The 21,031-nt window shown below is 40.9% G+C and carries 18 protein-coding genes; 11 read left to right on the top strand and 7 right to left on the bottom strand.

The features are described 5' to 3' along the window. Positions 1–12: 12 nt before the first annotated feature. Genes D2V08_RS10460 through D2V08_RS10450 form a run of 3 tightly spaced genes read right to left on the bottom strand, consistent with a single transcriptional unit; the run spans position 13 to position 2,421 of the window. A complete protein-coding gene (locus tag D2V08_RS10460) occupies positions 13–735 on the bottom strand; it encodes a LytR/AlgR family response regulator transcription factor (RefSeq protein ID WP_119608109.1) in 723 nt (240 codons plus the stop codon). Further along, on the bottom strand, positions 735–1,796 hold the full coding sequence (locus tag D2V08_RS10455; protein WP_119608108.1) for a sensor histidine kinase: 1,062 nt from the start codon (positions 1,794–1,796) through the stop codon (positions 735–737). Before D2V08_RS10455 ends, D2V08_RS10460 begins: the two co-directional genes overlap by 1 nt. A 43-nt stretch (positions 1,797–1,839) precedes the next feature. After that, a complete protein-coding gene (locus D2V08_RS10450) occupies positions 1,840–2,421 on the bottom strand; it encodes a hypothetical protein (protein ID WP_119608107.1) in 582 nt (193 codons plus the stop codon). 289 nt (positions 2,422–2,710) lie between these two features. Here D2V08_RS10450 and D2V08_RS10445 point away from each other — a divergent pair, with 289 nt between their 5' ends. Further along, positions 2,711–3,790 (top strand): 3-keto-alpha-glucoside-1,2-lyase-like domain-containing protein, encoded by a 1,080-nt coding sequence (locus D2V08_RS10445; RefSeq protein ID WP_147374089.1) that lies wholly within the window; start codon positions 2,711–2,713, stop codon positions 3,788–3,790. A 2-nt stretch (positions 3,791–3,792) separates the two neighbouring features. Here D2V08_RS10445 and D2V08_RS10440 read toward each other — a convergent pair whose 3' ends face one another. Beyond that, on the bottom strand, positions 3,793–4,971 hold the full coding sequence (locus D2V08_RS10440) for a GlmU family protein (protein ID WP_119608377.1): 1,179 nt from the start codon (positions 4,969–4,971) through the stop codon (positions 3,793–3,795). A gap of 83 nt (positions 4,972–5,054) precedes the next feature. Beyond that, positions 5,055–5,324 (bottom strand): type B 50S ribosomal protein L31, encoded by a 270-nt coding sequence (locus D2V08_RS10435; protein ID WP_119608105.1) that lies wholly within the window; start codon positions 5,322–5,324, stop codon positions 5,055–5,057. A gap of 160 nt (positions 5,325–5,484) precedes the next feature. Between D2V08_RS10435 and D2V08_RS10430 the strand changes: the two genes are divergently transcribed. The 8 genes from D2V08_RS10430 to D2V08_RS10395 all read left to right on the top strand — a co-directional run bounded on the left by D2V08_RS10430 (position 5,485) and on the right by D2V08_RS10395 (position 12,800). Continuing rightward, complete coding sequence (locus D2V08_RS10430) at positions 5,485–6,006, top strand: DUF4199 domain-containing protein (protein WP_119608104.1); 522 nt, start codon at positions 5,485–5,487, stop codon at positions 6,004–6,006. 42 nt (positions 6,007–6,048) lie between these two features. Continuing rightward, a complete protein-coding gene (locus D2V08_RS10425; protein ID WP_119608103.1) occupies positions 6,049–6,996 on the top strand; it encodes a glycosyltransferase family 2 protein in 948 nt (315 codons plus the stop codon). Between the two features lie 58 nt (positions 6,997–7,054). Beyond that, the gene (locus D2V08_RS10420; protein ID WP_119608102.1) at positions 7,055–8,761 is read left to right on the top strand and encodes a phospho-sugar mutase; all 1,707 of its coding nucleotides are present in this window, start codon (positions 7,055–7,057) and stop codon (positions 8,759–8,761) included. A gap of 4 nt (positions 8,762–8,765) precedes the next feature. Then, a complete protein-coding gene (locus tag D2V08_RS10415) occupies positions 8,766–10,592 on the top strand; it encodes an ABC transporter ATP-binding protein (protein WP_119608101.1) in 1,827 nt (608 codons plus the stop codon). 201 nt (positions 10,593–10,793) lie between these two features. After that, positions 10,794–11,336, top strand: a complete 543-nt coding sequence (locus D2V08_RS10410) for an RNA polymerase sigma factor (protein ID WP_119608100.1) — start codon at positions 10,794–10,796, stop codon at positions 11,334–11,336. Positions 11,337–11,369: 33 nt separating this feature from the next. Next, entirely contained in the window at positions 11,370–11,903 is a 534-nt protein-coding gene (locus D2V08_RS10405) for a hypothetical protein (RefSeq protein ID WP_119608099.1), read from the top strand. Beyond that, positions 11,896–12,336 (top strand): hypothetical protein, encoded by a 441-nt coding sequence (locus D2V08_RS10400; RefSeq protein WP_119608098.1) that lies wholly within the window; start codon positions 11,896–11,898, stop codon positions 12,334–12,336. Before D2V08_RS10405 ends, D2V08_RS10400 begins: the two co-directional genes overlap by 8 nt. Before the next feature lie 110 nt (positions 12,337–12,446). Next, positions 12,447–12,800, top strand: coding sequence for a DUF6515 family protein (locus tag D2V08_RS10395; protein WP_147374088.1), 354 nt, complete (start codon positions 12,447–12,449; stop codon positions 12,798–12,800). A gap of 55 nt (positions 12,801–12,855) precedes the next feature. Here D2V08_RS10395 and D2V08_RS10390 read toward each other — a convergent pair whose 3' ends face one another. Continuing rightward, positions 12,856–13,887, bottom strand: a complete 1,032-nt coding sequence (locus D2V08_RS10390) for a WD40/YVTN/BNR-like repeat-containing protein (protein ID WP_119608096.1) — start codon at positions 13,885–13,887, stop codon at positions 12,856–12,858. Positions 13,888–13,946: 59 nt separating this feature from the next. On the opposite strand from D2V08_RS10390, the gene D2V08_RS10385 reads away from it, so the two are divergent. Continuing rightward, positions 13,947–15,161, top strand: a complete 1,215-nt coding sequence (locus tag D2V08_RS10385; RefSeq protein WP_119608095.1) for an RsmB/NOP family class I SAM-dependent RNA methyltransferase — start codon at positions 13,947–13,949, stop codon at positions 15,159–15,161. A 291-nt stretch (positions 15,162–15,452) separates the two neighbouring features. Here D2V08_RS10385 and D2V08_RS10380 read toward each other — a convergent pair whose 3' ends face one another. Then, positions 15,453–17,045, bottom strand: coding sequence for an amidohydrolase (locus tag D2V08_RS10380; RefSeq protein WP_119608094.1), 1,593 nt, complete (start codon positions 17,043–17,045; stop codon positions 15,453–15,455). 236 nt (positions 17,046–17,281) lie between these two features. Here D2V08_RS10380 and purL point away from each other — a divergent pair, with 236 nt between their 5' ends. Next, a complete protein-coding gene (purL, locus tag D2V08_RS10375) occupies positions 17,282–20,953 on the top strand; it encodes a phosphoribosylformylglycinamidine synthase (RefSeq protein WP_119608093.1) in 3,672 nt (1,223 codons plus the stop codon). The last annotated feature ends 78 nt before the right edge of the window (positions 20,954–21,031 follow it).

The raw sequence follows: 21,031 nt of genomic DNA, 5'->3' as shown, positions 1-21,031 counted from the left end.
TATGTGAAACCGCTACAAACTGTTCCGTTTTTTGAACTTTACCGATTGCCTGCTCGAGAGCTCTATCTTTTCTCCAGTGATCAATACCAACTGCAGTTTGTTGTTGAAATACGGGTGGATTTCTTTAATGTATTCCGTATTGATGATTTGACTTCGATTGGCCCTAAAAAAGGTGTTGGGATCCAATTTTTCTTCCAGTTGGTTCAGGGAGCGTTTGATCATGGCTTTTTTGTCGCCAAAATACAGGCGTGCATAATTATCCATGGACTCGATTAAAATTATCTCGGCCAATGCAATAAAGTATACCTTTTCGCCATCCTTGATAAATATTTTTTGATGGCTTGCCAAGGGTGTTTTTTGCTCTTCCTCTTTCTTTTGCAGTTCCAACTTTACCTTTTCGATGGTTTTGGCAAACCGCTCTTCCCTTAGCGGTTTTACCAAATAATCCAAAGCATTTACTTCAAAGGCCTGAACCGCATATTGATCATAGGCCGTTGTGAACACCACTTCAGGAACGGTTCCCAACTCCTCCAACAAATCAAATCCTGATTTCTCCGGCATATGAATGTCCAAAAAGATGATATCCGGTTGTTCTTTTTCTATCAGACCAATAGCAACTTCCACATTGTTCGCTTCGCCCACGATTTTAAATTCTGGATAGCCTTCAAGGGCTCTCCGAACCTCTTCTCGAGCCAAGCGCTCATCATCTATGATCAAAGTTGTATACGTACTCATTAGTTTTCGATTGGAATCATTAATGTGGCAACCACCTTATTTTCCGAAGGGGTATCAACCTTAAACTCAGCCCTGCCCTCATATTGCAACAAAAGGCGTTCATTAAGATTTTTCAGTCCTACCCCCTTATGCTTTCCTTTGGAAAGATTTCCAGGATTTTTAACGCTTATCACTAGATGGTCATACTTCTTTTGAACCGAAATTTCCACAGTGCCCCCTTCCAATTGTTTATCAATACCGTGCTTAATGGCATTTTCTACCAAAAGTTGAATACTCAATGGTGGGATTTTAAAGTTTTCAAGGGTGTTGTCAATATTAAATGTAATATTCAGGCGTTCCTCAAATCGAAGTTTTTCCAACTCTACATAATCTTTTACCAATGCCATTTCTTCTGCAATGGATATGGTGGCATGCTCTTTTTCATACAATGATGAACGCAATAGGTCGGATAACAAGTCGATGGCCCTTCGTGCACTTTTTGGGTTTTCAAAAACCAAGGCCTTGATGGAATTTAAGGAATTGAACAAAAAATGCGGATTCAACTGTGCAGCTAGATTGTCCAACTGACTTTGCTTTGCAATTACCGAAAGTTGGGCGTTTGTTTTAGCCGTATGCACCTCTTTAATATAGAAGTGATAGGCATGATAAGCGAGTACCCAAATAGCCATATGCCTCAATCCCGTAATCAGAACCGGATTCCACACTGACAAATTCTCCAGAAATGTATTGGCGTCATTGACCAAATAAATGTAAGCCGATGTTTTTAAATTCATAATCAACATGAACAGTACGGCCAACACCAAAATAGAGGGAACAACCCTCTTGATCAACCCCTTTATCCCCAACTGGTTCCAATTAGCTTTTAAAGCTATGCTCCTATAAGCATGGGTGAGGCCAATACAAATGGCAACATCCAAGATATAATTGATTAAAGCTTGAGTAATGGTAAATTGATCCCGTACCAGAGCAATATATAGCCACAAAAGGGAAACAACGCCCCAGCCAATGAATTGGCATTTCCAATAGAGGGATAGTCTTGTATTTATCGTTTTGTTGGGCATTGAACAATTCATTTTTAGGGCCTCTTGTTGTTTATGGTTATTGCTACTCGGGTTTTGAATAACTGGTCAACTCATTTACATACACCCCATAACCATCCTTATTAACGTGCTTGATATATGTTTTTAAATCTGGGGAATACCACCAAATATCCGTCATTTCCCCCTTAAAACCTCTAGAATTGGTTACAATTCCTTTGTATTCTATTTTATATGCCTTGAATTTTCCAGCTACCACATTTAACTCTTCAAATGAAACAATTTCAGCATCTTGACTGGTTTTTCCCGTAGTACCTTCATTATTTTCCCATTCTGACTCGTATTTCCATTTTTTTCCTACCTGCAAAGGCCAATTACGAAACGGGGTGTTGCCCTGCTTTTGATTTGTAGTTTTCGAAATTTGAACGGTATCAACCCCATTCCAAAGTCCTAAAGTTCCATTGTGGTTTACTACTTCCTGGATGTCTTCACCCTGTGCACGAACCTCTCCTTCTACTGCACGTTCCCATTTCCAAGTCCATTTTTCTCCAATGGTATAATCCTTTAAAGTTGGTTCGTCGGTTTTTGTAGATGCACAATTACTAAAGATGAGTAGCAGTGCGAAGTAAAATATTGCTTGTTTTGTCATTACTGTTGTTTTTTGATTGATGAATAATTATGGTTGTGATCATAACTACTATGAATCACTGGTACAAAGCAATGAAAAACATCCTATCCCGAAAAGGGAAAGTACATGAACGCATAAAACTTGGGTTGGGCGTAAAAAAATAGAAGTTATGGACTCGAATAATTCCAATTTCATCTGAGACAAATCATCTTACATCATTTATATAGATATTTGTTTCCCTTTTATCTTGATAGGAAATCGATTTAAGCCCGACGAAGAAATTATAACCCATCAATCAAAAAACGAACACATGATTTTTTTTCGAGTACCCTTGCTCATCAGCATACTTTTATTGACCCAGTTCATCAATGGTCAAACTACACAAACCATCCCTTTACAAGTCGACTATTGGACCCCAGCCGAAGGTAGCTCGGTCAATTTCGAAAGTTTTGATGGGAAAGAAACCATCGTAGTGAACGGCACTGCTTTTGCCAATGGGTTCGAATTTTCCAAGGGTGTACTGGAAATGGAGGTGTACGGCAACCAAAAACGCAGCTTTGCCGGCGTAGTTTTCCGTAAACATGATGGAAATTTTGAAGAGGTGTACATGCGCATCCACAAATCGAGACAAGTGGATGCGGTACAATATACCCCCACTTACAACAACGAGAGCAACTGGCAGTTATATCCTGAATTTCAGGCAAATGTCGCCTTTAGGACAGAGGGGTGGAACCTTTTCCGCATAGAGGTAGAAGATTTAACCGCTACCTTGTTTATTAATGGTAAAGAGGTGATGCAGATAGATTGTTTAAGATCGGGCAACCTTAATGGGGGAATTGGACTTTTTGCCCTGTTTGGGAATCGGTTCGCCAACCTAAAAGTTACCAAAACCGGGGAAGCTGTGGCTAAAGAACCCTACCCTATTGTTACTCCTGAGAAAGGTATTATAGGCGAATGGGATATCACCGAGGCCCAACCCTATGTAGAAGGTCAGATAGACTTCAAAGATTTTGAAAAGGAACAGACAATTACTGTCAACACAGAGGAATCAGGCTTGCTGCCCATTTCCAGATATCTGGCAAAGCCAACTTCGGGCAACTTTGAACGCAACCAAGAAGCATTCACGGTGGCATCTACAACTATAGCCGTTGATCAGGCCCAAACCAGGTTCTTTTTGTTCGATTATAGCGATAAAATCGTTGTGTACTTAAACGGAGAGCCGATTTTCTACGGTAACAATGCCTTTCGGTCCAAAAACAATCAGTTTCAGGGTCATTTGGGATTGACTGCCAACAAACTGCCACTACAACTTAAAAAGGGATTCAATACTTTGCATTGTGTAGTGATAGACAAAGCCAATGGTTGGGGACTGATCGGGAAAATTGAATAGACTTAGTAGTTCCGCCACTTTTGGGTCAACTCAAAAACGTGTTCCAAAATTTTGGCTTCCGTATCATTGAACTCCATATTTCGGCGTTTCATCATGGCCTCGGCCACTTCAAAAGCTTTGTTGGTCCTAAACGTTGTATACCCTGCCGTTGGCCCACCCCAACTAAAACTAGGGATAAAATTTCGGGGGAAACCACTACCAAAAATATTGGCACTCACCCCAATAACGGTTCCTGTGTTGAACATTACATTGATACCACATTTACTATGGTCGCCCATCATCAATCCACAAAATTGAAGACCTGTTTTGGCAAAACCTTCGGTTTGATAATTCCATAGGCGAACGGGAGCGTAATTATTTTTTAGGTTGGAAGTGTTCGTATCGGCCCCTATGTTGCACCATTCCCCTATCACAGAGTTTCCAAGGAAACCATCGTGTCCCTTATTGGAATTGGCGAACAAAACCGCATTATTAACTTCTCCACCTAATTTACAGCCCGGCCCAGCGGTTACGGCACCATAAATTTTAGCGCCCATTTTTAAAATAGCGTTCTCACAAAGTGCCAATCCACCACGAACCATACAACCTTCCATCATCAAAGCATTTTTACCAATATAGATTGGGCCTGTGGACGCATTCAAAATACAGAACTCCACAGAAGCCCCTTCCTCAATAAAAATATTTTCAGGATTCTTTACTTTATTGGTATCGGATATGGGTTGGCTTTTTCTTCCTTGGGTCAATACATCAAAATCGGCTTGAAGAGCTTCCGCATTTTTGGAAAAAATGTCCCATGTGTTTTTGATTGTAATACAGTCACCTTTAAAATGAACCGCTACATATTCTTCACTGGAAAATTTGCTATGTGGGTTATCCGTGGTATACGCAACGTAATCTTCTCCATCCATCAAGGCTTCGCCCTTTTTCAAGTTTTGAATGGCCTCCACCAAGCCTTTATTTGGCAAATAACTACCATTGATAACCGTATTTTCAGTAGTAACCGTCAACGAAAACTTTTCGGACAAGTACTCTTCGGTTTGAAAACTCACCGGAGCATTTAACCATTTTTCCCATTTCTCGTTAATGGTCATAATACCTATACGAATCTCAGATACAGGACGTGTGAAGGTAAAAGGAAAAAGGTCTTCACGGTGATTACCGTCGGAAAGGATATAGTTCATAGCGCAGCTTTGAATACTGTAAAAATAAAAAACGCCCTCGAATACCATCGAGAGCGTCTATATATTTCGTTGAAAAGTATGACCTACTCGGTCTCCTTCTCTTCTTTCTTGAATTTTTTGTACTTGTTCTTGAACTTATCAATTCTACCAGCGGTATCAACCAATTTAGTCTTACCTGTGTAGTAAGGGTGAGAAGTTCTTGAAATTTCCAATTTTACCAAAGGATATTCAACACCATCAACAGTGATGGTCTCTTTCGCTTCAGCAGTGGACTTTGTAATAAACACATCTTCGTTGGACATGTCTTTAAAAGCAACCAATCTATAGTTTTCTGGGTGTATATCTTTTCTCATCGTCTTAAATGCTTAATCTCAGAATTTTCAGGGTGCAAATTTAATGATTTCTTTGACACCTCCAACTTAAAATCACTAAAAAAATAAAGTTAAATTTATATGTAACAAAAGTAAGTAATCTATCACTAACCTTCTATAAGCAACACTAATTTTAAAAATCATGGATGAACAACAACCAAAAACTGGAAAATTTGCACTGAACTATGGCCTTTTAATGGGGCTGATTTCTTTGGTGTTCGGCGTTATGCTCTACACCCAGAAAATGCACTATGAGACAAGTACGGCAGTAATCGTGATCTCTATCGTGATCTTGGCGGCAATTATTTTTTTAGCAATCAACGCTTTTAAAAAGGCGAATGGTGGCTATTTAACCATTGCCGAAGCTCTAAAAGTGGCCGTTGGTGTCGCCTTGGTGGGAGCAATAATTTCTTTGGTATATCAATTTGTGCTGACCAACTTTATTGAACCTGACTTTATGGACAAGGCCATGGAAATTGCGAAGCCAAAGGCTATGGCACAAAACCCTAACATGACCGAGGAGCAATGGGAACAAGGTGTGGAAATGCAGAAAAGCTTTGCTTGGATCCAATATCCCGTTCTTTTGATCATGAACTGTGTGCTCGGTTTGATCTTAGGTCTTATTTCCGGCCTAATATTGAAAAAGTCCAAAGCGGAATACTAAAACAAAAAATACTACTTTTGAAAGGAATTCCAGAATCAAACAATGCAGATTTCCATTGTAATTCCTTTACTTAACGAGCAAGAATCGCTTAAAGAACTACATGATTGGATTGTACAGGTAATGCAATCCAATCATTTTTCTTATGAGATTATCTTTATAGATGATGGTAGTACCGACAGGTCGTGGGAAACCATCTCCGAGCTTTCCAAAGCCAATGCCAATGTAAAAGGCATTCGGTTCTTGAAAAACTTTGGTAAATCCCAAGCGCTGCACGCTGGTTTTAAAGCTGCTGAAGGCAAAGTTGTCATTACTATGGATGCCGATCTTCAGGACAATCCAGAGGAAATCCCAGAGATGTACCAGATGATTGTCCAAGAAGGCCATCATGTGGTATCGGGTTGGAAAAAGAAACGGTACGATTCCGTTATCACCAAAAATATCCCCTCCAAACTGTTCAATTGGGCTGCACGAAAGACTTCTGGTGTAAAACTGCACGATTTCAATTGTGGCCTCAAAGCTTTCAACCAAAAAGTGGTGAAAACCATCGAGGTGTCTGGGGAAATGCACCGATACATACCCGTTTTGGCCAAAAATGCCGGATTTTCCGATATTTCTGAAAAAGTGGTGCAGCACCAAGCCAGAAAATATGGCTCTACAAAATTCGGGGCAGAGCGATTTATCAACGGTTTCTTGGATTTAATCACCATTTGGTTCGTTTCCAAGTTTGGCCGAAGACCAATGCACCTTTTTGGGGCATGGGGCGTACTCATGTTCATTGTAGGATTTGGCTTTTCCCTTTATTTGGGGATTGACAAGCTCTTCATTAATCCCACGGGGCGCCTTATTACACAAAAACCCCAATTCTATATTGCATTGACGGCAATGATCATTGGTACCCAATTATTTTTAGCAGGTTTCATCGGAGAAATTATGGTGCGGTCCCGAAAAAACGACACCCGATACAATATCTCGGATAAAATTAACCTTTAGGCCATTCTCAAACCCTACAAACTTTGTATTTTTAAACATCTAAACAACTATAAACACTATGGATTCCATTACCGATACGGCGAAAACGTGGTTGACCGATTTTTTTGACGAAGACACCAAGAAGGAAATCAAACATCTTATGGAAAACGACTCTGAGGAACTCAAGGAGCGTTTTTATAAAAATTTAGAGTTTGGTACTGGTGGAATGCGCGGTATAATGGGTGTTGGCACCAATAGAATCAACAAATACACCTTGGGAAAAAATACCCAAGGCCTCAGCAATTACCTGAAAAAGAGTTACACTGACAATGATCTTCAAGTGGTGATTGCTTACGATTGCAGGCATAATTCAAAATCCTTGGCCAAAACTGTGGCCGATGTTTTCTCCGCCAACGGGATTCGAGTACACCTCTTTTCTGATTTGAGAACAACCCCAGAGCTTTCCTTTGCCGTAAAGTATTTGGGTTGCCATGCAGGAATTGTGTTGACTGCCTCCCACAACCCACCAGAATACAATGGATACAAAGTATATTGGGCCGATGGTGGTCAGATTGTACCTCCACAAGACGGAGAAATTATAGCTGAAATTAATGCGCTTTCTTTTGAGGATATCAAATTTGATAAGGATGATAATCTCATTCACCTAATTGATGAAGAGATGGACGAAGCCTTTTTTGAAGCATCAGTGAAGAATGGAAGTTTTGATGCCGAAGGGAAAGATGATTTTAAAATTGTTTTCACTTCGTTACACGGAACATCCATCACTGCTATTCCTGAAGTTTTGAAGCGTGCCGGTTACAACAATGTCACCATAATAGAAGAACAAGCAAAACCCGACGGAGACTTCCCTACTGTGGAATCACCCAATCCAGAAGAGCCTGAAGCTTTGTCCATAGCAATTAAAAAAGCTGAAGAAATTGGGGCCGATATGGTGGTCGGTACAGACCCTGATAGTGACCGTTTGGGTATTGCCGTGCGTAACCTGGATGGTAAAATGGAATTGCTCAACGGAAACCAAACCATGGTTTTGATGACCAAATTCCTTTTGGACCAATACAAGAAAAAAGGATTTAAAGGCAACGAGTTTATCGCATCGACCATTGTCTCTACCCCAATGATGGAACAAATGGCCAAATCCTACGGTGTGGAGTTCAAAACCGCGTTGACGGGTTTTAAATGGATCGGTAAAATGATCAAGGACTTCCCAAGCTCTCAGTTTATTGGCGGAGGTGAAGAAAGTTTTGGTTATATGGTCGGTGATTTTGTCCGCGATAAAGATGCTGTAACCTCCACCCTATTGGCCTGTGAGATTGCAGCCAATGCTAAAGCCAACGGCAGTTCTTTCTATAAAGATTTAATAGATGCCTACGTGGAGTTTGGTTTCTACAAGGAAAAATTGATTTCCATTACCAAAAAAGGAATGACTGGTGCAGAAGAGATAAAACAAATGTTGAAGGATTTCAAGGAAAATCCTGTGGACACCGTACAAGGCTCAAAATTGCTCTACATTGAGGACTACAACACCTCAATTGTTAAAAATGTACAGACAGGGGAAGAGTTTACCCTTCACTTACCAAAGTCAAATGTATTGATTTACGAAACGGAAGATGGTACTCGAATTGCAGCTCGACCAAGTGGAACAGAACCCAAAGTAAAGTTCTACATCAGCACAAATGCAAAATTGGACAAGGCAGAGGATTATAAATCCGTAAATTCGCAGTTGGAAACCAAAATAGAAGGTATCCTTTCTGAGCTGAATTTATAAGTGAATGAACTACTTTAAAAAGATTCTACGGTTTGCGGCACCTTACCGCAAATACGGTATTCTTAATATTTTCTTCAATATCCTTTATGCATTGTTCAGTGCACTGTCCTACGCTGCACTCATTCCAATGCTAAACGTGCTCTTTGACAAAACCAAGCAAATCAACGAGCCGCCAACCTATGAAGGTATCGGTAAATTGAAGGATTATTTCATGGACTACATGAACTACCAAGTAACGCAATATTCTGGGGATGACCCCATGAAGGGGCTATTGTTGGCAGTGGGTCTGATACTATTTTTGTTCCTCTTCAAAAATATCTTTAATTATTTGGCGATGTACTTCATTACCTTTTTGCGCAATGGTGTGCTCAAGGATATTCGTAACAAAATGTACCGGAAAATCGTAGACCTGCCCATCTCCTATTTTTCCGAAAAGAAAAAAGGTGACGTTATTGCCAGGATAACCTCTGATGTTCTGGAAATTCAGCACTCGTTTCTCTCCATTTTGGAGCTGATTGTGCGCGAACCATTGACCATTCTGTTCACGATTATTGTAATGTTCATCATCAGTGTTAAGCTGACCATTTTTGTGTTCATTTTTATCCCCATTGCAGGGATGATTATTTCGCGAATTGGAAAATCATTAAAAAAGAAATCGGACCGAGTCCAAAAAGAACAGGGAGAGTTTCTTTCCATTGTGGAAGAAACCTTGGGCGGACTCCGTGTCATCAAAGCTTTTAATTCGGAATCCAGGTTCTATCAAACCTTCAAGCATTCAACAACGCGTTTCTTCCATTTCTCCAATTCCTTGTTGAACCGTCAAAACCTATCATCCCCAACCAGTGAATTCCTTGGAATTGTTGTTTTTGGGGTGCTACTATGGTTCGGAGGACGAATGGTATTATTGGAAGGAACTCTTGATGCCGCCTCTTTTATTTCCTATATGGGATTGGCATTCAATATTTTGACACCCGCCAAAGCCATTAGCAAGGCCTCATATGCCGTTAAAAAAGGAAATTCGGCAGCAGAACGTGTATTGGAGATACTCGAATCCGAAAACCCCATTACTGATATTGAAGGGGCGCATGATAAAACTGATTTTACCGCTGGTATAGAACTGAAAGAAGTTGGCTTTAAATATGAAGACGATTATGTCCTAAAAGGCTTCAACTTAAAGGTTGATAAAGGCAAAACAATAGCCTTGGTAGGTCAATCCGGCAGTGGTAAAAGCACGGTGGCCAATTTGGTGACCCGCTTTTACGATGTCAACAAAGGTGGAATTTTGATTGATGGCACCAACATCAAAAACATAACCAAAAAGTCGCTACGCGGCCTTATGGGGTTAGTGACACAAGACTCTATTCTCTTCAATGATTCCGTGAAAAACAATATCGCACTGGGCAAGGAAAATGCCACAATGGAAGAAATCATCGAGGCAGCTAAAGTAGCCAATGCACACGATTTTATCATGGAATTGCCCCACGGTTACGACACCAACATCGGTGATAGCGGAAATAAGCTAAGTGGTGGTCAAAAACAAAGATTGTCCATAGCCAGGGCCGTGCTTAAGAACCCACCCATCATGATTTTGGACGAAGCTACTTCCGCTTTGGACACTGAAAGTGAGCGATTGGTACAAGATGCTTTAGAGAAAATGATGCAAAACCGAACATCTATTGTTATTGCGCATCGATTGTCCACCATCAAAAACGCAGATGCCATTGTTGTGATGAGCAAAGGCGAAATTGTAGAGCAAGGCACACACGAAGAATTGATGAAGTCCGCCAAGGGTTACAAAAAACTAGTGGAGATGCAGTCTTTTACTTCGTAAAAAGATTGTTGGACAATTGGATAATTAGATTATGGGGTTTGTTGTTTCCAAGTTATCCGCTCCTAAATCCTAGTAAGCAAGATTCTTCACAACATTCAGAATAAAAGTTCCCTCCTTTACCTTTTACCTTTAAACCTATTGCTTATTAATAAATTAAACCTTTTCCCCTTACCTTAGTCAAAGCATCAAACAACAAGTAAATTGATTGCTGAGGAAACCTTAGTCCAGGAACTGAAACAAGAAGAAAGCCGTTCAAAGGCCTTTGAGGTGTTAGTGAACACTTACAAAGAACGCTTGTATTGGCATATTCGGAGGATTGTCCTCAATCACGATGATACAGACGATGTGCTTCAAAACACATTCATCAAGGTCTACAGGAATATCGAAAAGTTTAAAGGTGACAGTAAGCTCTATTCCTGGATGTACCGAATTGCCACCAACGAGTCGTTGACGTTCCTAAAACAGAAATCAAAAAAAATGGGGGTCAGCGACCAAGAACTGAAAGATAGAATGATAGAAAATCTTCAGGCAGATGTATATTTTGAAGGAGACGAGATTCAACTTAAATTACAGAAGGCCTTGGCCACGCTTCCAGATAAACAAAAATTGGTGTTCACCATGAAGTATTTTCAGGAAATGAAATACAAGGACATTTCCGAAGCATTGGACACCTCTGTAGGAGCTTTAAAGACCTCCTACCATTTGGCCGTTAAAAAAATAGAAGCGTATCTTAAAGAGAATTAAACCTTTGGCGAAAATAGCAGTCATAATAACAAGATGAAAAAGGACAAAAAAAACAGTTTCAATACCCCGGAAGGTTACTTCGATAACTTCAATGACCGTCTTATGGACAGAATCAAAAAAGAAGAAGCGGGAGAAGCAACATCCTTGATTCCAAAAAGTGATGGTTTTGCAGTTCCGGATGGCTATTTTGATGAAGTAACACCAACTGTACTTTCCAAAACCGTTGCAAAAGAAACCAAGGTCATTCAATTTAAACCCAATCGGAATTTCTATTATGGTGTTGCCGCCGTAGCCGCTATTTTTATATTGATTTTCAGCTTTACCTGGAATTCAACCTCCGAATCCATCACTTTTGATGATTTGGCGAACGCCGAGATAGAGTCCTATTTGGAAAATACCGATTTTGAGATGACTTCTTATGAAATAGCTGAAGTAGTTTCTTTGGAGGAAATGGAGTTAACCAATATTTTGGGTGATGATTTTGAAGACGACATCATTATGGAGTATTTGGATGAAAATGTCGAAGACATTAAAGAATTAAATTTAGATGACACCGATTATGAATAAGAGAGTACTTATACTATGTTTCCTTTTGTTCGGAACCTTTTTGATGCACGCACAAGGTCCGGGAAGAGAGCGCATCAAATCGCTTAAGGTTGCCTTTATCACGGAACGGGTAGGTTTAACTAGTGAAGAAGCCCAACAATTCTGGCCCATTTACAACGAACACGAAAAAACCTTGGAGAATATGCGCAGAAAGGAACGCATGGAGCTGCACGCCAACATTTCAAGGGTTCAAGAACTTTCCATGAACGAATCCGAAAAGCTTTTGGACAATCTTCTTACACTCCAATTTGAAAAACAAAAAGCGGAACGTGATTTTTTATCAAAATTAAAAACGGTAATTCCAGCCAAAAAAGTACTATTATTGGTCAAGGCCGAAGAAGATTTCAAAAGACAAATGATTCAACAATTCCGAAAACGGCGCGGCAGAGGGTAAATGACTTTAAATCAACAAGAAATATACAAGGAGCCTGCGAGCTCCTTTTTTTATTAAACCTTTTACATAATCCAGAGTCGTATATACAGAAACCATTAAAATCCAATGTTATGAAGCGAATGAGAATATTTTTGGTTATCACTGCATTTTTAGGAATCGTAATAACAACTCAGGCACAAACAAGAACATTGGTAAGGGTTTACCCAAATCACGGAACCATTGTTAGAACGATAACAAACCCAAGAGTGATAGTGCACAAAAAAACGAATTACTACTATGCCGATGGCGTATGTTACAAAATCAAGGGACGAAAATATGTAGTTACGGCGGCACCAAGGGGAATTAAAGTAAAAACCCTGCCCAGAGGAAGCAAAGTGGTATACAGGAATGGTAGAAGGCTACATCAATATAGAGGTGTTTGGTACAAAAAGAGAGGACGACATTATGTCGTTGTAAACATATAGTTTTTGATTGATTTGTTTTTAGTTAGTGGAGAGCGGCGATACAATCGTCGCTCTTTTATTTGAATACCAATTGTGCAATCCTATTCTTCCCTGCAGCAAAGGCAGTCGAATCATTTAAAAATCGTAGTGTGTAAAACGACTCCTCACTTATCTGTTTCCAAGTCGCGCCACCATCAGAAGAATAAGAAATTCCTGTAAATCCTAATGCAACCAAAGCTTCTCCATTTGAGTTGGGAACAAACTGTACACAGCTTTTATACCCGGGTTCCTGCCCCTGTGCAATCAATTGCCATGTTTGACCCCCATCAACCGTTTTTATTTTGTTGGCATTATTGGATTCTGGCTGGGTGTAATCCCCTCCGATAGCAAAACCCATATTTTCATCAAAAAAATCCATTGAATAAATACCTTGCGTAGATTCATCAGAAACAATCGGGGTTTCCTGTATTTCCCAAGTAACCCCCTTGTCACCAGAAAAATAAACCCTTCCTTCGGTGGTTCCAATCCAAACTTTATTCCCTTGCACGGCAATATTGCTGTTACTAGCGGCAAAGGCCCCTTCTCCTTCAATACCTTCAGGCAAATCCGAACATGGAGTTTTAGTCCAAGAATTCCCCCCGTCCCTAGTTATGATTATAGAAATACATCCATCCACGGTATCCCCTACAGCAATACCTTTTTTATCATTCCAAAAAGTAAGACTATCATAAAAAACACCCTCACCCTCCTCCGTATATACCAACTCCATTTTTCCTTGGTCTCCAGTTTTATATAGCAAAGCAGGGCTCTCAACAGAAAGCATGAAAAAATCCTCTGTTGTTCCTCCAACAGCCCTAAAACTTGGTGTTAAGGAATCATAGGTTTGAATATTAGCCCTTACTTGATGTGAATTTACATCTACGGTGCCATAAACACCATTGCTCCCTGCGAAAGCCAAGGTCCTATTATCCAAAAAAGTAATCGCCCGTATGCTAACAGAGTCTTCAAAGACCTGGGTTATATCTACCGATTGAAAAGGTTGTTTTTTTGACTCTTCGGCACAGGAAATTAAAACTAGGACAGCAAAAATGGAAATGATTGACCTCATTGTATTTATTTTCCTCAAAAGTAAGGAGAAATCATACCTTTGCAACCTTATTTTATATGATGCGTTTACACAGAAACCTAGTATTTGCCGTAATTGATGCCCTTCACATGATTTTTAATGAAGGGGAATATGCCGATAAAGTGATTGAAAAAGTGCTGCGGTATGATAAACGCTGGGGCGCACGGGACCGAGGCTTTATCGCAGAGACCACCTACGATATTGTTCGATGGAAACGCCTGTATTCTGAAATTGCCGAAGTACACGACCCATACAGTAAAACCCATTTGTTCCGATTGTTCGGCGTTTGGTGTGTACTACGTGGAATTCGTATTCCTGATTGGAAACAACTGGAAGGTACCCCGGAACGTCGCATAAAAGGTAGATTTGATGAACTTTCCAAAATCAGAAAATACAGGGAATCCATTCCTGATTGGATGGACGAATTAGGAGAGAAATCCTTGGGCAACGAGCTTTGGACCAAAGAAATTGCAGCACAAAACCAGCAAGCAGACGTTATTTTGCGAACCAATACGCTCAAAGTTCCAAAAACGCAACTGAGGGCTTTTTTAGCCAAGGAAGATATTGCGGCAGAGCCTATAGAAGGTTATCCCGACGCCTTAAAGCTTGTAGAGCGCAAGAATGTTTTTGTGACCCAAGCCTTTAAAGATGGACTTTTTGAAGTGCAGGATGCATCTTCCCAATTGGTTGCTCCATTTTTAGAAGTGGAACCCGGACAAAGGGTTATTGACGCCTGTGCCGGTGCTGGAGGCAAAACACTTCATTTAGCCTCCCAAATGCAAAACAAAGGACAATTGATTGCTTTGGATATTTATGAGAGTAAATTGAAAAAACTAAAGAAAAGAGCTCGACGAAATGGCGTTCACAATGTGGAAACCCGAGTGATTGATTCTACCAAAGTCATTAAAAAACTGCACAATAGCGCCGACCGTTTATTACTAGATGCTCCCTGTTCTGGATTAGGTGTAATTAAAAGAAACCCCGATTCCAAATGGAAGCTGGAACCCGAGTTTGTGGACCGCATTATGGGTGTGCAGCAAGATATTCTTCAGAACTACAGTAAAATGGTAAAAAAAGGGGGGCAAATGGTGTATGCCACCTGTTCCATTCTGCCTCAAGAAAATTCAGAGCAAGTCAAAAAATTCTTGGAGTCCGAAAACGGTAAAGACTTTGAATTTGTTAAGGAACGAAATGTTTTTGCTTCGGAAACAGGTTTTGATGGATTTTATATGGCCTTGTTGAAGAAGAAATCCTAACATAATTCGGATTCTTGGATAAATAGATATTTAGACTTTTAGAGATTCTTCGTCTCGCTAGTTATTGAGTTGCTTAGAATGACTTGGCTTCGATAAAATTTGTGCCATTCGTATCAAACAAACGATGAGTTCCTACTTTCGGAGGAATAAAATCAATTAACATCCCTCAAACTGTCATTCTGAAGGGGTGCAACGACTGAAGAATCTATACTTTTCTTAGCGTATGCCACATCGAGCGCAGTCGAGATGTGCTTAAGTTCTCGACTCCGCTCAAACTGACATATTAATTAATTATTCCTTTACCGTGGGATACTCAACACCCAACTGCTCCAAATAGGTATCGTACTTGGTTTCATCATAGTAGAATTCCTCCAAGGCCGGTCTAAACATATCCTGCTTATCCTTGTTCAAAAATGTTGGAGGCATATCATCAGCAGAAATCATTGGCTCGTATTTGGTCTCCTTGGTCTGCTCGTTATTAAAATAATCCCAAGCTTGGGTCAATAATTCAGGCTTTAACAAGAAATCCATAATCGTCATAGCCTCTGCTTTGGCACCCGCCGTAGCCCCTTTGTGTGCAATTGGGGTCGCCATAGCAATGGCATTGGCCCAGTGGTGACCTGGCAACCCGGGAATATTGGATGGGAAACGCATGGTTACCGTTGGTATTTTCCAAGAAATATCGCCGATATCATCAGAACCTCCACTAACGGGCTCCACCACTGGAAGTCCTATTTCAGAGAGTTCGGTGGGCAAACCTTCAATTTTTCTGGACTCCACTTGGGTCTGTACTGCTTTAGCAAGCTCTTGATCAGCATCCGTCCACTCAGGAAGACCAACTTCCTTGATGTTTTCATACATGGTTTCGGCAATTACCTTATTATAGTGTCTTGGCCATGCCGTACCCAACACACGCGATGTCATTGTAGTTCCAGTCATTAAAGCCGCACCCTTTGCAATATCATTGGCTTCGGCATACATTTCCATGATTCCTTCGTACGTAATATCCCTAAAATAGTACCAAATTCCGGCTTTGGATGGTACTACATTGGGCTGATCGCCAGCATCGGTAAAAATGGAGTGCGAACGTTTTAGTGGGTGCAAGTGCTCCCTTTTGTAATTCCACCCAACATTCATGAGTTCGGCAGCATCAAGTGCACTGCGACCTCTCCACGGTGCTCCAGCAGAGTGTGCCGATTCCCCCTCAAACATATATTCAACAGAAATCAATCCGGTTCCTCGAGTTGGACCCCAAGAAACACTCAAGTTGCTGCTTACGTGCGTGAAAATACACATATCAATATCATCAAAAAGACCATCGCGTACATACCAGGCTTTAGCGGCTACCAATTCCTCGGCAATACCTGGCCAAAGAATCAATGTTCCTCCAATGCCTTCTTTCTCCATTACCTGTTTTACAGCCAATGCAGATGTAATATTCAATGGAATACCCGAGTTATGCCCCTCGCCATGCCCCGGTGCTCCTTCAACAATAGGTTTGTGATAGGCCACTCCTGGGTATTGTGATGCTTTTGGGATACAATCCACATCACTTCCCAAAGCAATAACGGGCCCTTCTCCATTGCTCCAAGTAGCAAACCAAGCGGTCGGAATATTGGAAATGGAATGTTCAATGGTAAATCCATTCTCCTCCAAAATTCCAGTTAGGTATTTTGAGCTCTCTTCTTCTTGGAATCCGAGCTCTGCAAAACTGAAAATTTTGTCCACCATTACCTGTGTCTGCTTTTTATTGGCTTCTACAATGGCTTCTACTTCGGCTTTAAATTTTTTGACTTGGCTTTTTGAGTACTTTTTTTGTGCGGTTGCGGCCGTAAGACCAGCAAAAAGTAATATCCCGGATAACAGGATTTTGCTTGTTTTCATAAGGTTGGTTTTGAGTTAGCTATAATTCTTCTAAGATAGGAAAACAACTTTAATCTGCTAAGTTTAAACTTTTGACGTTGTCAACTTTTAGATAATTAATAAAATAAATACCTCTATTTTTTCAACCACACATACTATCAACATTGTTTAGTTAACAAAACACCTTTACAGTTAGATATATTACGTTCCAAAATCGTAAATTTGCACTTTCTTAAACCGTTCAACGCAAAGATTGTATGATCCATTTTTTTGGGGACAAGGCGACCAAGGTTTTTGCCGTCCAAACCGCTCAGGAAATCGCTCAGGAAGATATTAATAAACTGACTTGGTTGTTTGGCAACCAACCCAAAATTGAAGCGGCGTCACTCGACGCCTTTTTTGTTGGGCCACGTGCTGCCATGGTGACACCTTGGAGTACCAACGCCACCGAGATTACTCAAAATATGGGTGTCACTGGGATTATTCGTATTGAAGAATTCCATACGGTAACAGAGGGCTTTATCGACTTTGACCCGATGCTTTCCCAGAAATATAATGTGTTGGGGCAGGATATATTTACCATCAATATTGTTCCCGAACCTATTATGGAAATTGATGATATCTCCTCCTACAACGAAAAAGAAGGATTGGCTCTCAGTGATGAAGAAGTTGAGTATCTCGAAGGCCTCGCAAAAAAATTAGACCGTAAGTTGACGGATTCAGAAGTATTTGGCTTTAGTCAAGTGAATTCTGAACACTGCAGACACAAAATTTTTAATGGAACTTTTGTAATCGATGGAGAAGAAAAACCTTCTTCTCTATTTAAATTGATTAAAAAGACTTCAGAAGCCCACCCTAACGATATTGTTTCCGCCTACAAAGACAACGTCGCCTTTATAAAAGGTCCAAAAGCTATCCAATTTGCACCAAAAAGTGCGGACCAACCTGATTTTTACGAAGAAAAAGAATTTGATTCCGTGCTTTCGCTAAAAGCGGAGACCCATAACTTCCCGACCACCGTGGAACCATTTAATGGTGCTGCCACGGGTTCCGGCGGAGAAATCAGGGACCGTTTGGCAGGTGGAAAAGGTTCGTTGCCTTTGGCTGGAACTGCCGTTTATATGACTTCTTATTCCCGTTTGGAAGAAAATCGTCCATGGGAAAATGGCATGAAAGAACGGGATTGGCTGTACCAGACCCCAATGGATATCTTGATTAAGGCGTCCAATGGAGCTTCCGACTTCGGAAACAAATTTGGACAACCTTTAATCGCAGGTTCTGTACTCACTTTTGAACATCAGGAAGAAGCTAGGAAATTAGGCTTCGACAAAGTAATTATGATGGCCGGAGGTATCGGTTATGGAAAAACCGACCAAGCTCTAAAAGACACTCCAAGTAAGGGAGACAGAATAGTCGTTCTAGGTGGTGACAACTACCGCATCGGGATGGGCGGAGCTGCTGTATCCAGTGCAGATACTGGAGAATTCAGTTCTGCCATTGAATTAAATGCGGTACAACGTTCTAACCCCGAAATGCAAAAAAGAGCTTCAAACGCCGTTCGCGGATTGTTTGAAAGTCACGACAACCCCATTGTTTCCATTCACGATCACGGAGCTGGTGGACATTTGAATTGTCTGTCTGAATTGGTGGAGGAAACAGGTGGCACCATCGACACGGACAAATTACCTGTTGGTGACCCAACCCTTTCCAAAAAGGAATTAATCGGTAATGAATCCCAAGAACGCATGGGATTGGTGATTGGTGAAAAAGATTTGGATTTGTTAAACCGTGTTTCTGCACGTGAACGCTCCCCGATGTACAACGTTGGTGAGGTTACGGGCGATCATGCGTTTAAATTCACATCAGGTAAAACTGGCGAGACTCCTATGAACTTGGAACTTTCCGATATGTTCGGAAGTTCTCCCAAAACCATTATGGCGGATAAAACGGCTCAACAAAAATACCCTGCACTCGCCTATTCTTTGGAGCACTTTCACGATTATTTAGAGCAAGTGCTGCAATTGGAAGCGGTAGGTTGTAAAGATTGGCTGACCAATAAAGTGGACCGTTGTGTAGGTGGACGTGTTGCAAAGCAACAATGCGCCGGACCATTACAATTGCCTTTGAACAACTGTGGTGTAATGGCATTGGATTTTAAAGGAAAAGAAGGGATTGCCACTAGCATTGGCCACTCCCCTATCTCAGCTTTGATAGACCCCGTAGCAGGAAGTCGAAATAGCGTTGCGGAATCCTTGACCAACATTGTTTGGGCTCCGTTAAAAGATGGTTTAAAATCCGTATCGCTCTCTGCCAATTGGATGTGGCCCTGCAGAAATGAAGGTGAAGATGCGCGTTTGTATTCGGCAGTGGAATCGCTGTCTGAGTTTGCAATAGCTTTAGGGATCAATGTTCCAACCGGAAAGGATTCATTATCCATGAAGCAAAAGTACAAGGACGGTGAAGTCTTATCTCCAGGAACGGTAATCATTTCTGCTGGTGCGAATTGCAATAACATAACCCAAGTGGTGGAACCTGTTTTGCAAAAAGATGGCGGGGATATTTACTACATCAACATATCCAAGGACAGCCACAAATTGGGCGGTTCTTCCTTTGCACAAATTTTGAACGGTATTGGTGATGAAGCTCCTTCTGTTTTGCGGGCTGATTATCTAAAAACTGTTTTCAACACCTTGCAGAAACTCATCAAAGAAGGTCAAGTTTTAGCTGGGCACGATGTGGCTTCAGGTGGTTTAATCACTACGCTCTTGGAACTTTGTTTTGCTGATAACGATTTGGGTGCCAAATTGGATTTATCCAGCATTGGAGAACAAGATATCATCAAACTATTGTTTTCTGAAAATATTGGGGTGGTATTCCAAGCGAAAGATGTCTCTGTGGAAAAAGTTTTGGAGGCAGCTGGTGTGGAATTTACCAAAATCGGTACTCCAACTTCTGAAAGTACCTTGGAAATCAAAAATAATGGTGTTGAAATAGGATTGAACATTGCTTCCCTGCGTGATACTTGGTTTAAAACATCCTATTTACTGGACAACAAACAGACCGCAAATGGTTTGGCCAAAAATCGTTTCGACAATTACAAGGAACAGCCTTTACACTATACTTTTCCAGAAAATTTTGATGGAAAACTCCCAGTGGCTTCGACTCCACTTAGCAATCGCCCCAAAGCAGCCATCCTTCGCGAAAAAGGAAGCAATTCCGAGCGTGAAATGGCAAACGCGATGTATTTGGCCGGTTTTGATGTAAAAGATGTGCACATGACCGACCTTATTACAGGTAGGGAGACTTTGGAAGACATCCAATTTATTGGTGCAGTGGGTGGTTTTTCCAACTCCGATGTATTGGGAAGTGCCAAAGGTTGGGCAGGCGCCTTTAAATACAACGAAAAGGCCAATAAAGCACTAAAAGATTTCTTCGCCAGACCCGATACACTATCCGTTGGGATTTGTAATGGTTGCCAATTGTTTATGGAGTTGGACCTCATCAACCCAGAGCATGATACTCATGGTAGAATGACCTACAATGACTCACATAAACACGAGAGCAATTTTACCTCGGTAAAAATCCAAAAGAACAACTCTGTGATGCTTTCCAACATGGCAGGCACTACGCTTGGGGTTTGGATAAGTCATGGAGAGGGTAAATTTAGTTTACCCCATACCGAAGACCAATACCACATCGTGGCCAAGTACGGTTACAAAGGCTATCCTGCAAATCCAAACGGAAGTGATTACAACACTGCTATGCTTTGTGATAAGACAGGCCGACATTTAGTAACCATGCCTCACATTGAGCGTTCAACTTTCCCTTGGAACTGGGCTCATTATCCAAAGGATAGAGTCGATGAAATATCTCCTTGGCTACAAGCTTTTGTAAATGCAAGGGAGTGGTTGGAAAACTTGGAGAATTAGTATAATTCACCTCCATTAAGGGTGAAAAATTGGGAATTTTTCAAAATTCACCTTAGGTAATTGTTAAATCTGTTTCAT

This window comes from Flagellimonas lutimaris, assembly GCF_003581615.1.
In the GTDB taxonomy this organism is placed as follows: Bacteria; Bacteroidota; Bacteroidia; order Flavobacteriales; family Flavobacteriaceae; genus Flagellimonas; species Flagellimonas lutimaris.
The sequence above is the reverse complement of the archived record's forward strand: the minus strand, read 5'-3'. Positions and strand labels throughout refer to the sequence as shown.

Coding starts and splice junctions, on each gene's coding strand:
- D2V08_RS10460 (WP_119608109.1), bottom strand. CDS start 735: ATGAGTACGTATACAACTTTGATCATAGATGATGAGCGCTTGGCTCGA.
- D2V08_RS10455 (WP_119608108.1), bottom strand. CDS start 1,796: ATGCCCAACAAAACGATAAATACAAGACTATCCCTCTATTGGAAATGC.
- D2V08_RS10450 (WP_119608107.1), bottom strand. CDS start 2,421: ATGACAAAACAAGCAATATTTTACTTCGCACTGCTACTCATCTTTAGT.
- D2V08_RS10445 (WP_147374089.1), top strand. CDS start 2,711: ATGATTTTTTTTCGAGTACCCTTGCTCATCAGCATACTTTTATTGACC.
- D2V08_RS10440 (WP_119608377.1), bottom strand. CDS start 4,971: ATGAACTATATCCTTTCCGACGGTAATCACCGTGAAGACCTTTTTCCT.
- D2V08_RS10435 (WP_119608105.1), bottom strand. CDS start 5,324: ATGAGAAAAGATATACACCCAGAAAACTATAGATTGGTTGCTTTTAAA.
- D2V08_RS10430 (WP_119608104.1), top strand. CDS start 5,485: ATGGATGAACAACAACCAAAAACTGGAAAATTTGCACTGAACTATGGC.
- D2V08_RS10425 (WP_119608103.1), top strand. CDS start 6,049: ATGCAGATTTCCATTGTAATTCCTTTACTTAACGAGCAAGAATCGCTT.
- D2V08_RS10420 (WP_119608102.1), top strand. CDS start 7,055: ATGGATTCCATTACCGATACGGCGAAAACGTGGTTGACCGATTTTTTT.
- D2V08_RS10415 (WP_119608101.1), top strand. CDS start 8,766: ATGAACTACTTTAAAAAGATTCTACGGTTTGCGGCACCTTACCGCAAA.
- D2V08_RS10405 (WP_119608099.1), top strand. CDS start 11,370: ATGAAAAAGGACAAAAAAAACAGTTTCAATACCCCGGAAGGTTACTTC.
- D2V08_RS10400 (WP_119608098.1), top strand. CDS start 11,896: ATGAATAAGAGAGTACTTATACTATGTTTCCTTTTGTTCGGAACCTTT.
- D2V08_RS10395 (WP_147374088.1), top strand. CDS start 12,447: ATGAAGCGAATGAGAATATTTTTGGTTATCACTGCATTTTTAGGAATC.
- D2V08_RS10390 (WP_119608096.1), bottom strand. CDS start 13,887: ATGAGGTCAATCATTTCCATTTTTGCTGTCCTAGTTTTAATTTCCTGT.
- D2V08_RS10385 (WP_119608095.1), top strand. CDS start 13,947: ATGCGTTTACACAGAAACCTAGTATTTGCCGTAATTGATGCCCTTCAC.
- D2V08_RS10380 (WP_119608094.1), bottom strand. CDS start 17,045: ATGAAAACAAGCAAAATCCTGTTATCCGGGATATTACTTTTTGCTGGT.
- purL (WP_119608093.1), top strand. CDS start 17,282: ATGATCCATTTTTTTGGGGACAAGGCGACCAAGGTTTTTGCCGTCCAA.